At 66.7% G+C, this 13,844-nt stretch carries 14 protein-coding genes; 10 read left to right on the plus strand and 4 right to left on the minus strand.

The annotated features are described in order from the left end of the window. Positions 1-73 precede the first annotated feature (73 nt). The gene (locus ACU0B3_RS12520; protein WP_446261457.1) at positions 74-1,003 is read right to left on the minus strand and encodes an L-threonylcarbamoyladenylate synthase; all 930 of its coding nucleotides are present in this window, start codon (positions 1,001-1,003) and stop codon (positions 74-76) included. A 150-nt stretch (positions 1,004-1,153) separates the two neighbouring features. Between ACU0B3_RS12520 and ACU0B3_RS12525 the strand changes: the two genes are divergently transcribed. The 9 genes from ACU0B3_RS12525 to ACU0B3_RS12565 all read left to right on the plus strand — a co-directional run bounded on the left by ACU0B3_RS12525 (position 1,154) and on the right by ACU0B3_RS12565 (position 9,271). Continuing rightward, positions 1,154-2,875 (plus strand): acyl-CoA dehydrogenase, encoded by a 1,722-nt coding sequence (locus tag ACU0B3_RS12525; RefSeq protein WP_446261194.1) that lies wholly within the window; start codon positions 1,154-1,156, stop codon positions 2,873-2,875. Beyond that, on the plus strand, positions 2,872-3,903 hold the full coding sequence (locus ACU0B3_RS12530) for an MBL fold metallo-hydrolase (protein WP_446261195.1): 1,032 nt from the start codon (positions 2,872-2,874) through the stop codon (positions 3,901-3,903). Before ACU0B3_RS12525 ends, ACU0B3_RS12530 begins: the two co-directional genes overlap by 4 nt. A 3-nt stretch (positions 3,904-3,906) precedes the next feature. After that, the gene (locus ACU0B3_RS12535; protein ID WP_446261196.1) at positions 3,907-4,365 is read left to right on the plus strand and encodes a hypothetical protein; all 459 of its coding nucleotides are present in this window, start codon (positions 3,907-3,909) and stop codon (positions 4,363-4,365) included. 123 nt (positions 4,366-4,488) lie between these two features. After that, positions 4,489-4,623 (plus strand): aa3-type cytochrome c oxidase subunit IV, encoded by a 135-nt coding sequence (locus tag ACU0B3_RS12540; RefSeq protein ID WP_446261197.1) that lies wholly within the window; start codon positions 4,489-4,491, stop codon positions 4,621-4,623. Then, the gene (locus tag ACU0B3_RS12545) at positions 4,623-5,228 is read left to right on the plus strand and encodes a hypothetical protein (protein WP_446261198.1); all 606 of its coding nucleotides are present in this window, start codon (positions 4,623-4,625) and stop codon (positions 5,226-5,228) included. Before ACU0B3_RS12540 ends, ACU0B3_RS12545 begins: the two co-directional genes overlap by 1 nt. A gap of 2 nt (positions 5,229-5,230) precedes the next feature. Next, the gene (locus ACU0B3_RS12550; RefSeq protein WP_446261199.1) at positions 5,231-6,112 is read left to right on the plus strand and encodes a formate dehydrogenase accessory sulfurtransferase FdhD; all 882 of its coding nucleotides are present in this window, start codon (positions 5,231-5,233) and stop codon (positions 6,110-6,112) included. Further along, the gene (mobA, locus tag ACU0B3_RS12555; protein ID WP_446261200.1) at positions 6,109-6,699 is read left to right on the plus strand and encodes a molybdenum cofactor guanylyltransferase MobA; all 591 of its coding nucleotides are present in this window, start codon (positions 6,109-6,111) and stop codon (positions 6,697-6,699) included. Before ACU0B3_RS12550 ends, mobA begins: the two co-directional genes overlap by 4 nt. Further along, positions 6,696-7,193, plus strand: coding sequence for a molybdopterin-guanine dinucleotide biosynthesis protein B (mobB, locus tag ACU0B3_RS12560; protein WP_446261201.1), 498 nt, complete (start codon positions 6,696-6,698; stop codon positions 7,191-7,193). The genes mobA and mobB overlap by 4 nt, the downstream gene beginning before the upstream one ends. Beyond that, positions 7,190-9,271: a molybdopterin-binding protein gene (locus ACU0B3_RS12565; protein ID WP_446261202.1), complete on the plus strand. Its 2,082-nt coding sequence runs from the start codon at positions 7,190-7,192 to the stop codon at positions 9,269-9,271. Before mobB ends, ACU0B3_RS12565 begins: the two co-directional genes overlap by 4 nt. Positions 9,272-9,347: 76 nt before the next feature. On the opposite strand, the gene ACU0B3_RS12570 is transcribed toward ACU0B3_RS12565, so the two are convergent. Next, positions 9,348-10,376 carry a hypothetical protein gene (locus ACU0B3_RS12570; protein ID WP_446261203.1) on the minus strand — a complete coding sequence of 343 codons (1,029 nt, stop codon included), beginning with the start codon at positions 10,374-10,376 and terminating at the stop codon, positions 9,348-9,350. 82 nt (positions 10,377-10,458) lie between these two features. Further along, positions 10,459-10,929 carry a transcription elongation factor GreA gene (gene greA / locus ACU0B3_RS12575; RefSeq protein WP_446261204.1) on the minus strand — a complete coding sequence of 157 codons (471 nt, stop codon included), beginning with the start codon at positions 10,927-10,929 and terminating at the stop codon, positions 10,459-10,461. A gap of 209 nt (positions 10,930-11,138) precedes the next feature. On the opposite strand from greA, the gene ACU0B3_RS12580 reads away from it, so the two are divergent. After that, a complete protein-coding gene (locus tag ACU0B3_RS12580) occupies positions 11,139-12,788 on the plus strand; it encodes an electron transfer flavoprotein-ubiquinone oxidoreductase (protein ID WP_446261205.1) in 1,650 nt (549 codons plus the stop codon). Positions 12,789-12,791: 3 nt separating this feature from the next. Here ACU0B3_RS12580 and ACU0B3_RS12585 read toward each other — a convergent pair whose 3' ends face one another. Beyond that, a complete protein-coding gene (locus ACU0B3_RS12585) occupies positions 12,792-13,577 on the minus strand; it encodes a LytTR family DNA-binding domain-containing protein (RefSeq protein WP_446261206.1) in 786 nt (261 codons plus the stop codon). Positions 13,578-13,844: the final 267 nt, after the last annotated feature.

A 13,844-nucleotide genomic window follows, 5' to 3' on the forward strand; every position in this document is an offset into this window, starting at 1 on the left:
GCGCGGCCTGACAGTGCCTGTCAGGCAGGTGCTCTGGTTTAAGCACTGTTGGATAAAATAAATTCCGCTCAATCTAAACTGCGTCCCGAGGTGCAGCAGCCCGGCGCAGACGGTCGTTGATCGCGATTCCAAGCCCTTCGTCCGGGATGGGAGCCACTGCCGCCCGTGTCACGCCGCGCGCATCGAGTTGATGCAGCAGGGCAAAGAGCGTGGCCGCCGCTTCCACCAGATCACCCGACGCGGACAGGGTCATGTCGCCTTCGACATTGCCGAAGCCGATTAGGGTCTCTTTGTCTTTGGCCCAGGTCGCATTGAGCCGCAGCTGCGCCTTGGGGGCGTAATGCGAGGCAAGTTGGCCGGGCGCTGTGATACCAGGTGAGACGGACGGCATAGGTTTCTCCCCAAGAACATGCTCGACGTCTTCCACCGTCACATGCCCCGCGCGCAGCACCTGCACCGGGGGTCCCACGGCAAAGATGCTCGATTCAAGGCCGACCTCGCATGGTCCTCCATCGAGGACCGCGGCGATCCTGCCGTCGAGACCTGCCAGCACATGCGCCGCCGTCGTGGGCGAAATGCGCCCCGAAGGATTGGCCGATGGCGCGGCGACGGGCACGTCGGCCTCCCTTAGCAGGGCTTGCGCGAGCGGCGCGGCGGGCACCCGGATCGCCAGCGTCTCGAGCCCCGCCGTCACCAGCGGGTCGATCCCGTGGCCTTCCTTCAATGGCAGCACCAGCGTCATGGGACCGGGCCAGAATGCCTTTGCCAGCGCCTCTGCCGTGTCGCACCATGTGACATAACGTCGGGCGCTCGCTGCATCCGGCACGTGCACGATCAAGGGGTTGAAGCTCGGGCGCCCCTTGGCCGCGTAAATCCCCGCAACCGCCGCGCCTTGCGTTGCATCCGCGCCGAGGCCGTAGACCGTCTCCGTCGGGAAGGCCACCAGCGCCCCGCTGCGCAGCAGCTCTGCCGCCGCGCTCAGGCCCGCCGCATCGGGGTGCATGACTTGCGTTTTTGGCACGCTGCCCTCCCGTGACGTGGCGTTGCGTTTGAAGGTTGCAGCCGGGTGCTTACCATGTTTGTCAGATTTCGACCTACGCGCCGTGCCTTGCCCGCGCAAGGCGCGCGAGACGCATTTGATGAGGTGACAGACATGGCCTACCGCGCCCCCGTGGACCAATACCGATTCCTGTTCGACCACGTGGTCGGCCTAGAGGACGTGACCGCGACGGAGCGGTACGCCGATGCCACGGACGACGTCGTTGCCGCGATCCTCGGGGAGGCTGGCAAGATGTGCGAGGAGGTGCTTGCACCGCTTCAACGTCCCGGTGATCTGCACCCAGCGGTGCTCGAGAACGGCATCGTGCGCACCTCGCCCGGCTATGCCGAGGGCTACAAGGCCATCGCCGAAGGCGGCTGGGTCGCAATTGCGGCGGACCCCGAACACGGCGGCATGGGCCTGCCGATGACCGTGACCACGGCGGTGAACGAGATGATGGCGGCGGCGTGCCTCTCGCTCCAACTCAACCCGCTGATGACGCAAGGCCAGATCGAGGCGCTGGAGCACCACGCGAGCGATGAGCTGAAGGCGCTCTACCTGCCCAAGCTGATTTCGGGGGAATGGTCCGGGACGATGAACCTGACCGAGCCGCAGGCGGGCAGCGACGTCGGCGCGCTCAGGACCAAGGCCGTGCCGAACGGCGACGGGACCTACGCGATCACCGGGCAAAAAATCTACATCTCCTGGGGCGACAACGACTTTACCGAGAACGTCTGCCATCTGGTGCTTGCGCGTTTGCCGGACGGCAAGCCGGGCACCAAGGGGATCAGCCTCTTCATGGTGCCGAAGCGCCTTCTGAGCGAGGACGGCACGCCGGGGGTGGCCAACGACCTCAAGGTCGTCAGCCTCGAGCACAAGATGGGCCTGCACGGCTCGCCCACCGCCGTCATGCAGTACGACGGCGCCACCGGCTGGCTGGTCGGGCCCGAGCATGGCGGGATGAAGGCGATGTTCACCATGATGAACAACGCGCGTCTCGGTGTGGGCGGGCAGGGGATCGGTGCCGCCGAAGGCGCATACCAGCATGCGCTGTCCTACGCGCAGGACCGCAAGCAAGGGCGGACGCCTGTCGATGGCGGTGAAGGCACCATCCTCGACCACGCCGACGTCCGCCGGATGCTCGCCACGATGAAAGCCGAGATCTTTGCCGCCCGCGCCATCGCGCTCGCCTGTGCCAAAGCGATCGACCTCGGCAACGCGACCGGCGACGCCGGCTGGACCGCGCAAGCCGCTCTGCTGACCCCCATTGCCAAGGCGTTCGGGACCGAGACCGGCATGCGCGTCTCCGAAATGGGCGTGCAGGTCCACGGCGGCATGGGGTTCATCGAGGAAACCGGCGCCGCGCAGTTTTCCCGCGACGTGCGCGTCACGGCGATCTACGAAGGCACCAACGGCATCCAGGCTATGGACCTTGTCGGGCGCAAGATGATGGACGGTGGCGAGGCGGCCTACAAGCTGCTCGACGAGGTCGAGGCCTTTGCCGAAGGCGCGCGCGAGGCGTTCCCCGAGCTCGCCGGCCCCGTCTGGCAAGCCACCGAGACGCTGCGCGAGACGACCGAGGCACTGGTGGGTGAGGACAACCTCAACGCCCGCTTCGGCGGCGCGGTCCCGTATCTGCACGGCTTCGCGCGTGTGCTGGGCGGGTTCTACCACCTCAAGGCAGCCGTGGCGGGTGGCAAGGACAGCGCCGAGGCGCGGCTTGCCCGGCTCTACATCACCCGCCTCCTGCCGCAGCATGTCGGCCTTTTGACCGAGGCGCGCGCGGGGGCGGAGGACCTCTACGCCATCGAGACCGCAGATCTGATCCCGGCATGAGCGAAGCGGGCGGCCTGAGGTATCCCTTCCCCGAGCCGCCCGAAAAAGGCGCCTGGCAGGAGGTGGCGGACGGCGTGATCTGGCTGCGCCTGCCGCTGCCGATGAAGCTCGACCACGTCAATGTCTACCTCCTCGACGATGGCGACAGCTGGAGCGTGATCGACACCGGCCTCCACTCGAAAAAGATGGTCGGCCTCTGGGAACACGCGCTGGGTAAGGTCTGCGGCGGCAGGCCCGTCGCCCATGTCTTTGTCACCCACCACCACCTCGATCACGTCGGCTGTGCCGGCTGGTTCCAGGCGCGGGGCGCGGCGCTTCACATGACGCGCACCGCCTGGCTGATGGCGCGGATGCTCAAGCTCGACGTGCAGGAGCGCTACACGCCCGAGGCCATCGCTTTTTACCAGAGCGCCGGGATGGACCCGGACATGCTCGAGATGCGCCGACACGAGCGGCCGTTCAACACTTCCGACGGGGTGCACGAAATGCCGCTCGGCTTCACCCGGCTGAGCGAGGGCGACACGCTGCACATGGCCGGGCGTGACTGGACGGTGCGGCTGGGCGGCGGCCATGCGCCCGATCATGCGACGTTCTGGAGCGATGACCTGGTGCTGGCGGGCGATCAGATCCTCTCGACGATCAGCCCCAACATCGGCGTCTACCCGACCGAGCCGGAGGCGGACCCGCTCGCCGACTGGATCGCCAGCTGCCAGCGCCTTGCCGCCTTTGCGCAGGGCCAGCACCTCGTCCTGCCGGGACACAAGCTGCCGTTCACCGGCCTGCCCAAGCGGATGCAGATGCTCGAGGACAATCACCACACGGCGCTCGACCGCCTGCGGGACCATCTGCGGACCCCGAAGACCGCCGGAGAGTGCTTTGCCCCACTTTTCAAACGGACCATCGGGCCGGCGGAATACGGCCTCGCGCTGGTGGAATCGGTCGCGCATTGTTCCCACCTGTGGCACCTTGGCGATGTGAGCCGGACGCGCCGGGACGACGGCGCCTGGCTCTACCAGACAAAGGGCTGAGACATGAGCGCCTCCGATATTCAGACCTCCGCCGAAGCCGCCGAAAACGCGGTGCTCGGGCGCAAGTTCGACAGCGACCCGGAAAGCGGCGAGACGCGGCAGGACACGGAGGCGAGCCAGCAGCCCACGCGCAAAAGCCCCGCGCAATGGGCCTACGAACGGCTGATCCTCTACATCCAGAACTTCGAAAAGACGCTGGATGGCGAGCAAGAGGTGGCGATGGGCTTTGCCGGCGGCGACATCGGCATCCTCAGGATCGAAGGCATGGGCTTTTTCGAGCCCGACCTCATCACCTTCACCGGCACCGACCCGACCGGCGCGCGCACTCAGCTGGTGCAGCACGTCAGCCAGCTCAGCGTCATGCTGCGGGCTCTGCCGAAGGCGCCCGAGCGTTCCGAGCCGAACCGCATCGGCTTCCGCCTCGCGCGCGGTCTGACCGCCGATCCAGTGCCCGAAGCCTGAGACCAAACGCCTGAGACCAAACGTCCCGCGCAAAAGGGTGTGTGGCGGCGTGACACCGCACCGCAGATGGCCTAAAGCTGCACGCGATTGCATACCCACCCCAGCCTCAGGGAGCCCAGGACCATGGCAGAGCACAAACACGGCGAAATGGACATCACCGCCCAGGAAAAGACGTTTGACGGCTTCGTCAAATGGTCGGTCTGGGTCGCGGTTGTCTCGATCGGGATCATCATCTTTGCAGGGCTCGTCAACGGCTGATGAAACGCCGGGCGTTCCTCGTGATGCTGCCGGCGGCGCTGGCGGCTTGCGCTGCGCCGCGCGACGACGTCTCGCTCGCGGTGATGCGGCAAAAGGCGTACCGCCACGACGGCCCGCCCGCGCTGACGCTCTACACGATGATCAGCAACCGCACCGGGGCGGGCGCGCATACCTCACTGATGGTAAACGCGCCCTCGCAGCGGGTGATCTTTGACCCCGCAGGTTCGGTCCGGCACGAGACGCTGCCCGAGCGCAACGACGTGCTCTACGGGATCACCCCGCATTACGCGGATTTCTACGCCCGCGCCCATGCGCGCGAGACGTATCACGTGGTGATCCAGCGGCTGGTGATCTCCGCCGCCTCCGCCGAACAGGCCATCCGCCTGGTCGAGGCAAACGGCCCCGCGCCGCAGGCGTTCTGCGCCAATCACACGTCGTCGATCCTCAGCCGCCTGCCCGAGACGCGCAGCATCCGCACGACGTTCTACCCTAAGCAGCTGATGGACCAGTTCGGCGCCTTGCCGGGTGTCAGCACGCGCGAGCTCTACGAAGACGACGCCGACGACAAGTCCGTGGCCATCGACGCCTTCTCGCCCGAGGGTTGAGCGTGGCGCAGTCCGAGGACAGCTCCCTTTGGATCGCGCCGGACCCGGACGCCGTGGGCCTGACCCGCGCGGTCGAAGGGTATGACCACACCGGCGCTAAGACCTCCCTCGCGGTGGTCGAAGAGCGCCCCCTGACGCTGTTCCTCAACCGCCAAGAGATCGTCACCATGATGACGATCGGCGACTACCCGGAGTACCTCGCCGTCGGTTACCTGCGCAATCAGGGGATGCTGTCCGAGGCCGACACGATCACCGCCATCGACTACGACGAAGAGCTCGAAACCGTCGTGGTGCGCACTGCCGATCACACGGATTTCGAGGACAAGCTCAAGAAAAAGACCCGCACCAGCGGATGCGCCGTGGGCACTGTCTTCGGCGACATGATGGAGGGGCTCGAAGGGCTCGAGTTGCCGCAAACACCGGTGCACACCAGCTGGCTCTACAGCCTCTCGCACCAGATCAACCGCCTGCCGTCGCTCTACCTCAGCGCCGGCGCCATCCACGGCACGGTGCTCTGCGAAAGCGATAAGCCACTGATCTATATGGAGGATGTGGGTCGCCACAACGCGGTCGACAAGGTCGCCGGCTACATGCTGCGCCATGGCATCCCCGCCGGGGACAAGGTCCTCTACACCACCGGGCGCCTCACGTCCGAGATGGTCATCAAGACCGCGCTCATGGGCATCCCGACGCTGGTCTCCCGCTCCGGCTTCACCGCGTGGGGTGTGGACATCGCACGGCAGGTGGGCCTGACACTGATCGGGCGTCTGCGCGGTCAGCGCTTTGTCTGCCTCAGCGGCGAGGTGCGTCTCGTGCGTGACACCGACCCCGCCGCCGTCGCCGCCGAAGACCCCAAGCACCGCCGCAAGAGCGCCCGCGCATGAGCCTCTCATCGGACAAGCCCCTCGGCGTCATCCTCGCCGGCGGCAAGGCCACCCGCATGGGCGGTGGCGACAAGGCTTTGCTCGAACTCGGGAGTGGCCAAACCCTCCTCGATCACGTGATGCAGCGTCTTGCTCCTCAGGTCTCCGGCATGGCGATCAACGCCAACGGCGATCCGGCCCGGTTCGCGCACACCGCTCTGCCTGTGGTTGCCGACACGCTCCCCGATTTTCCCGGCCCTCTCGCCGGAGTGCTTGCCGGCCTCGACTGGGCAGCAGAGCAGGGGGCGCGCCACATCGTGACCGTCGCTGGCGACACGCCTTTCTTCCCGACCGATCTCGTCGCGCAGCTGCAAGCCACGGGCAATGACCTCGCCCTCGCGGCCACCGTGGACGGCCGCCACCCGACGTTCGGCCTCTGGCCCGTTGCCCTGCGCGCCGACCTCGAGGACGCGCTCCAAGACGGTCTCCGCAAGGTCGTCCGCTGGACCGACAAACACGGCGCCGGCACTGCGACCTTCCCGGACGATGCCGCGTTTTTCAACGTGAACACGCCCGAGGACCTGGCCCACGCCCGGTCGCTGCTATGACGCAGAAGGTCTACGGCGTGACCGGGTGGAAGAACTCGGGAAAGACCGGCCTGATGGAGCGGCTCGTCGCGCATTTCGTGGGTGAGGGGCTGACGGTGTCGACCATCAAGCACGCGCATCACCGGTTCGACGTCGATCATCCGGGGCGTGACAGCTACCGCCACCGCGAGGCGGGCGCCTCCGAAGTGCTGCTCGCCTCTGGCACGCGTGTCGCACAGATGACCGAGCTGCGCGGCGCGCCCGAGCCGCCTCTCAAGGACCTGCTCGGGCGTCTCGCGCCCGTCGATCTGGTGCTGATCGAGGGCTACAAGCGCTCCGGCCACCCCAAGATCGAGGCGCACCGCGCCGCCACAGGCCAGCCCCTGATCGCGCCCCAGGACCCGACCATCCGCGCCGTCGCCAGCGACTCGGAGCCCGGCGCACCCGTCCCGGTCCTGCACCTCGACGACACCGCCGCCATCGCCGCCTTCATCCGCGTCGAGCTGGGCCTGTGACACGTGCCACGATCATGGTCGACTGGTCCGCCGCCAGCGACACGATCGACAAGCCCCGCCCCGACCGCATCTGGCTCAGCGAGGACGGCGGGGAGGCGCTTTACCTCAAGAACCGCATCACCGCCGAGGACTGGTTGACCGCGCGCATCGAGCGCGCCTTGTCCGAGGGGCAAGAGCTGTTGATCGGCTTCGATTTCCCCTTCGGATACCCCGCCGGCTTTGCCGAGGCGCTTACCGGCTCTGCCGACCCGTTTGCCGTCTGGGATTGGCTCGAGGCACGCATCACCGACAGCGCGAGTACCAACAACCGCTTTGAAGTCGCGAACGAAATCAATGGCTTGCTCGGCGGGCAAGGGCCCCTCTGGGGGCACCCGCCGTCACACAGCTACGCGCATCTCGCCCCGAACAAGGCCGGCTACGCCTCCGCCTTCCCCGAGCGCCGCAGGGTCGAGGAGATCGCCAAGGGCGCCTCTGCGGTCTGGAAGCTTTTCACCACCGGGTCCGTCGGCTCGCAGACGCTCATGGGGCTGCCCGTGCTCGCGCGCCTCCGGCGCCGCTTTGCCGGCCAGATCGCCGTCTGGCCGTTCGAGACGCAGGACACACCCATCACGCTTGCCGAGATTTGGCCGTCCCTCCTCGATCCCGCTGTCAAGCGGACGCTGGCAACCCAAGGCGGCATCAAGGACGCGGTGCAGGTGCAGCTGATGGCCAGCGCTTTTGCCGGGCTGGATGATGCTGCGCTTGCCGAGATACTCGATGTCACTGCGCCGGAGGAGGGGTGGATCCTCGGCCTTGGCTTTGAGGAGGCGCTAAACGACGCGCTGCGCCCCGCGCCGCCGCGCCTCAGCGACGATTGTTTCGCCCTGCCGCCGGGCGTCGATTGGCTGCCGGTTGATCAGGCGCTCGCGCATCTCAAGGCGAACCTGCATCCCATTACCGAGGCGGCAGAGGTGTCCACGCACGAGGCTGGCGGGCGCATCCTGGCGACGGACCTGATCGCTCCGCGCGCCAATCCGCCCGTCGCCAACAGCGCGGTCGACGGTTACGGCTTTGCCGGCCCGGCGGGCGACGGCCCGCAGCGCATGCCGCTGGTGGCCGGCCGCGCCGCCGCCGGCCAGCCCTTCCGAGGATCGGTCCCACCCGGCCACGCCATCCGCATCCTCACCGGCGCCGCACTGCCGGACGGCGTGGACACGGTGCTCTTGCAAGAGGACAGCGCCGTTGCGGCGGGGGAGGTGGCCTTCAACGGCCCGCTCAAACGCGGCGCAAACGCGCGCCCCGCCGGGGAGGACGTCACCGCCGGCGCGCCGCTCTTTGACGCGGGTCACAAGCTCACCGCCCCCGATCTCGCGCTGCTCTCGGCCACTGGCCAAGCCAGCGTCCCCGTGCGTGCGTGGCTTCGGGTCGCGATCCTGTCCACCGGCGACGAGCTCTGCAATCCCGCCACGGACGCTCCCGCGACGAGCACCTTCGACGCCAACCGCCCGATGCTCGCCGAAGTCGTGCGCGGATGGGGCATGACGCCCATCGACCTCGGGATCATCCCCGACGACCGCGCCACCCTGCGCAGCGCCTTCGATCAGGCCGCCGATCAGGCCGACGTGTTGATCACCTCCGGCGGCGCCTCCGCAGGGGACGAGGACCACGTGTCCGCCCTGCTTAGAGAGACCAGCGCGATGCACCTCTGGCGGCTGGCGCTGAAACCCGGGCGCCCGATGGCGCTGGGACAATGGCAGGGCGCGCCTGTCTTTGGCCTCCCGGGAAATCCCGTCGCCGCGCTCGTCTGCACGCTGATCTTTGCGCGCCCGGCGCTCCACGCATTGGCTGGCCGCCCCTGGCAAGAGCCCACGCGCCTCACATTGCCCGCCGCGTTCACCAAGCGCAAAAAGCCCGGTCGCAGCGAATACCTCCGCGCCCGCCTCGGCCCCGACGGCGTCGAAACCTTTGCTTCCGAAGGCTCAGGCCGCATCTCAGGCCTCAGCTGGGCGGACGGCCTCGTCGAACTCCCCCACGAGGCAATCACCATCACCCCCGGCACACCCGTCACCTACCTGCCCTTCGCCAGCCTCTTCGCCTGACCCCGTAGCTTCTTCTGGCCACAAATATCCCCGCCGGAGGCTCCCACACGTTCCGCAAGCGAGGAGCTCAGAAAACTCAGGAAAACGTCCCAGCCACACGCCCAATCAACATGAAGGCGCGCGCCGTCCGCGTCTCCGAAAGTGCCTGGATTTCGCTGTCCGACGCCTCGCGCGCAAACACCGTCACGTTGCGATCAAACATCCGCAAAAAATGATGCGCGGCGTCGCGAAAGATCGGGTCCTGCTTCATCCGGCCCGCCGTCAGCGCGAGCGATGAGCGATCGCGGACCCCGCCGAGCGCTGCCACGGGACGCCCCCGCTCGCCTGACGCGAATTTGCGCCAGACATCGGGATGGGCCATATCGGGGCGCAGATCGTCCATGTAGATGCCATCCTGGCTCAAAAGCGTCAGCACGTCTTGCGCGGCCTGCACCAGTTTCGAAACGTCGCGGTGCTTGAGCGCGCGGCGCAGCGCGGCAAAGCCCTGCTCGTCCTCGACCGTCTCGGGAAAATGCAGCGCGCGCACGAAATCCTCGCGCGGCAGGGGCGGCTCCATCTCCTCGACCTGGGTGCCAAGCTCGAGCGCGACCTGCCCGGCGGGCGGGGCAAGCGGCGCCTCGGCAGTAGGCGCGGGCGCCGGGTCCGGTTTCGAGATCGGCAGGCTCGCGATCATCGCTTCGGTCTTCCGCTGGCCCTGGGCCAGCTCATCGAGCCGCCGCGTGAGCGCCGAGCTCGGCGCGCCCTGGCTGGTCTGCAGGTTGCTGAGGTAGGACTGCCGCATGGCGTCGATGGCGGTGTGCAGACGCTCGCTCTCCTCGCGCATCACGCGGCTGGCGCGCGCGGCAAGCGCCGCGACAGCGATCATCGCGACTGGCAGAAAGACGATCAGCGCCACGAGCACGAACCGCAGCCCACCCGCGCTGGGATCGAGGTCGGTGCCTGCCGTCAGCACATAGGCGCCCGACCCGACGAGCCACAGAACGGCGAGGATGACCGACACGATCTCCACCGTGCCGGGCGGCGTGCGGCGCGGCTTGCGATAGATACCCGGCGGCGTCGCGTCCGAGGGCGTGGCAGATGGCGTGTCGGACTTGGGATCAGTCATGGTGATCTGTCATGCATTTGCGTCTTTGGTTCAGGTCACGTCGATCCAAGCGGGGATCCAAGCGGGCGCGCAGTCCGGCACGTCAGACGTAGACGATCTTGAGCACTTCATAATCCTTCTGACCGCCCGGCGTGCGGACCTCGACGCTGTCGCCCTCTTCCTTCCCGATGAGCGCGCGCGCGATGGGGGAGCGCACGTTCAAGAGGCCCGCGTCGATGTTCGCCTCGTGCTCGCCGACGATCTGCCAAGTCTTCTCCTCGTCGGTCTCCTCGTCGACGACGGTGACGGTCGCGCCGAACTTGATTGCGCCAGACAGGGTCTTGGGATCGATCACCTCCGCGAGACCAAGCACGCCCTCCAGCTCCTTGATCCGGCCCTCGATAAAGCCCTGCTTTTCGCGCGCGGAATGGTACTCGGCGTTCTCTTTCAGATCGCCCAGCTCGCGTGCCTCGGCAATCGCCTGGATGATCGCCGGGCGCTCTTCGGACTTGAGCGTCTTCAATTCAGCTTCGAGCGCGGTCGCCCCCGCGCGGGTCATCGGTATCTTGTCCATAGGATCTCTCTTGCGGGAAGCGCTGCGTGCGGTCACGTCTGATCGCCGCAACATGCCTGCAAGTGCAGCACCATTCAAGGGCTCTCGCCGGTCCGCCGCCGCCATGCGCAAAGCTCCGCAGCCGTAACGCAGTGTCGCAATTGACGGCGCAAGCGGGCGTCTATACCTCCGCGTGGAACATTATTGCGCGCAGGTTTTGGAGAGATGGCATGGCCGACGTGACACGCGAGACGATGGAATACGATGTGGTGATCGTGGGCGCGGGCCCGGCGGGCCTGTCGGCGGCGATCCGGCTCAAGCAGCTTGATGCCGACCTCGAGGTTGTCGTGCTCGAAAAGGGCTCTGAAGTGGGCGCGCACATCCTGTCGGGCGCGGTGCTCGACCCCGTTGGTCTCGACGCGCTGATCCCCGACTGGAAGGCCAAGGGCGCGCCGCTCAACGTGCCGGTGACCGAGGACAAGTTCTACATGCTGGGCGAGGCGGGCCAGGTGCGCATCCCCAACTTCCCCATGCCGCCGCTGATGAACAACCATGGCAACTACATCGTCTCGATGGGCAATGTCTGCCGCTGGATGGCCGAGCAGGCCGAAGAGCTGGGCGTCGAGATCTTCCCCGGCATGGCCTGCTCCGAGCTGGTCTACGGGGACAGCGGCGAGGTCAAAGGCGTCGTCGCGGGCGTCTTCGGCCTCGAGGAAGACGGCTCCATCGGCGAGAACACCGAGCCGGGGATGGAACTGCACGGCAAATACGTGTTCCTTTCCGAAGGCGTGCGTGGATCGCTGTCCAAGGAAGTGATCGCCAAATACAACCTCGATGCCGACAGCGAGCCGCAGAAATACGGCCTCGGCATGAAGGAGATCTGGGAGATCGACCCCGAAAAGCACCGCGAGGGCTCGGTCACGCACACGATGGGCTGGCCTCTGGGCGGCAATGCCGGTGGCGGGTCCTTCATCTACCACCTTGAAAACAATCAGGTCTATGTCGGGTTTGTGGTGCACCTGAACTACAAGAATCCGCACCTGTTCCCCTACATGGAGTTCCAGCGGTTCAAGCATCACCCGATGGTGGCCGAGCTCCTGAAGGGCGGCAAGCGCGTCGCCTATGGCGCGCGGGCGATCACCGAAGGGGGCTACCAGTCCATGCCGAAGATGGTCGCGCCCGGCGTGGCGCTGCTCGGCTGTTCGGTCGGGATGGTCAACGTCCCGCGGATCAAGGGCAACCACAACGCGATGCTGTCGGGGAAGGCTGCCGCCGAGGCCGCCTATGCCGCGATCCAGGACGGGCGCGCCTCGGACGAGCTGTCGTCTTACGAGACGGAAGTGCGGACTGGCGCGATCGGTCAGGACCTCAAGAAGGTCCGCAACGTCAAGCCGCTCTGGTCCAAGCGCGGCCTCGTCGCCTCGCTCACGCTGGGGGGCTTTGACATGTGGACCAACACGCTCGGCTTTTCGCTGCTCGGCACGATGAAGCACGGCAAGTCCGACGCCGAGGCGACCGAGCCTGCGGCGGATCACGCGCCCATCGACTACCCCAAGCCGGACGGCAAGCTCAGCTTTGACCGACTGACCAACGTGGCGTTTTCGTTCACGAACCACGAGGAAAGCCAGCCCGCGCACCTCAAGCTCAAGGACGCCTCGGTGCCGGTGGCCAAGAACCTGCCGACCTACGCCGGTCCCTCGCAGCGCTACTGCCCGGCGGGCGTCTACGAGTACGTGCAGGAGGCGGACAAGGACGCGCGGTTCGTGATCAACTTCCAGAACTGCGTCCACTGCAAGACCTGCGACATCAAGGACCCGGCCCAGAACATCGTCTGGACCACGCCGCAAGGCGGCGACGGGCCGAACTACCCGAACATGTAAAGGCTAAGGGAGCAGGGCCTGCACCTGCTCCACATACCGCGTGCTGACCGGCAGAACGCGCCCATCCGTCAGGGTGAGGCGCGTTTTCTGTCCCGCACGGGCGAGGTCGCGCATGAAGTCCGCCGCCGCCCAGTGCGACCGGTGCGTCTGCGTGCCCGGAATACCCTCCAGCAGGGCGACGGCATCGCCGAGCCGCATCAGCACTAGATGGCTGCCCGCGGTGGTCGTGACTTCGACATAGTGGTCCTGCATCGACAGCGACACGATGCGCGCCTGCTGCATCTCAGGCGGCAGATGTGTGTAAAGCTTGGGCTTGGCCAGCGGCGTGGCCTGTGGTGCGGGCGCGGCCGACGGCCCTGCGGCCTCACGCGGCAAGCCGCCAAAGAGCCGCCGCCAGATAAAGAGGTCCGCCATTGTCATCGCCAGCGACAACAGCGCCACCTGCACAAAGAGGTTGGGGTAATCCTCGATGCCAAGCTGCGAGGCACGCATGCTCCGGTCCACGAAGATCACGAAGGACGTCGCGGGGAAGGCCGCGAGAACCGTCGCCAGACCCGCCCGCACCACAGGCGGCACGCGCCGCAGGCTGCGCGCATTGAGGGCGGCGTGATTGGCGAACTCGATCAGGAAGCCCACCAGCGTGAGCATGACGCTCCAGTAGATGATGCGACCAAAAAGCGACAGGTCGTCATAGGTCGCGAAGGGACCAAGCGTGACTAGCACGACAAGCGCAGTCATAAAGCCAAAAAGCTTGGGCTCGGTCTGAAAAGGGTACTCGATTTCGCGCATCGTGAAATCAGTCTGCCGAATAAATCCCCGTTTCCCAAGCAATTTCGCGCAAGCCGGCTGGGGGATACGCGGCGCATCCGCAACCATGAGCACCGTGAGTGGCAGGCGCCAGCACACCTAGCGCCAGCGAAATTTGTTCAGCTTGTCTTTTCAGCACCTAGACCCGGGGCGGCGTGTTTTCGCCGTCCCTTTTTTGGTGGTTGGTTGTCATGCCGGAAGGCTCTGCCTAACGTGATCTGGCGCAGTGGGATGCGCTGAGGGAGTGTG

This window comes from Pseudaestuariivita sp., assembly GCF_052825805.1.

What these genes read in the sequence shown, in the direction of transcription:
- ACU0B3_RS12520 (WP_446261457.1), bottom strand. Translation starts at nt 1,003, where the DNA reads ATGCACCCCGATGCGGCGGGCCTGAGCGCGGCGGCAGAGCTGCTGCGC.
- ACU0B3_RS12525 (WP_446261194.1), top strand. Translation starts at nt 1,154, where the DNA reads ATGGCCTACCGCGCCCCCGTGGACCAATACCGATTCCTGTTCGACCAC.
- ACU0B3_RS12530 (WP_446261195.1), top strand. Translation starts at nt 2,872, where the DNA reads ATGAGCGAAGCGGGCGGCCTGAGGTATCCCTTCCCCGAGCCGCCCGAA.
- ACU0B3_RS12535 (WP_446261196.1), top strand. Translation starts at nt 3,907, where the DNA reads ATGAGCGCCTCCGATATTCAGACCTCCGCCGAAGCCGCCGAAAACGCG.
- ACU0B3_RS12540 (WP_446261197.1), top strand. Translation starts at nt 4,489, where the DNA reads ATGGCAGAGCACAAACACGGCGAAATGGACATCACCGCCCAGGAAAAG.
- ACU0B3_RS12545 (WP_446261198.1), top strand. Translation starts at nt 4,623, where the DNA reads ATGAAACGCCGGGCGTTCCTCGTGATGCTGCCGGCGGCGCTGGCGGCT.
- mobA (WP_446261200.1), top strand. Translation starts at nt 6,109, where the DNA reads ATGAGCCTCTCATCGGACAAGCCCCTCGGCGTCATCCTCGCCGGCGGC.
- mobB (WP_446261201.1), top strand. Translation starts at nt 6,696, where the DNA reads ATGACGCAGAAGGTCTACGGCGTGACCGGGTGGAAGAACTCGGGAAAG.
- ACU0B3_RS12570 (WP_446261203.1), bottom strand. Translation starts at nt 10,376, where the DNA reads ATGACTGATCCCAAGTCCGACACGCCATCTGCCACGCCCTCGGACGCG.
- greA (WP_446261204.1), bottom strand. Translation starts at nt 10,929, where the DNA reads ATGGACAAGATACCGATGACCCGCGCGGGGGCGACCGCGCTCGAAGCT.
- ACU0B3_RS12580 (WP_446261205.1), top strand. Translation starts at nt 11,139, where the DNA reads ATGGCCGACGTGACACGCGAGACGATGGAATACGATGTGGTGATCGTG.
- ACU0B3_RS12585 (WP_446261206.1), bottom strand. Translation starts at nt 13,577, where the DNA reads ATGCGCGAAATCGAGTACCCTTTTCAGACCGAGCCCAAGCTTTTTGGC.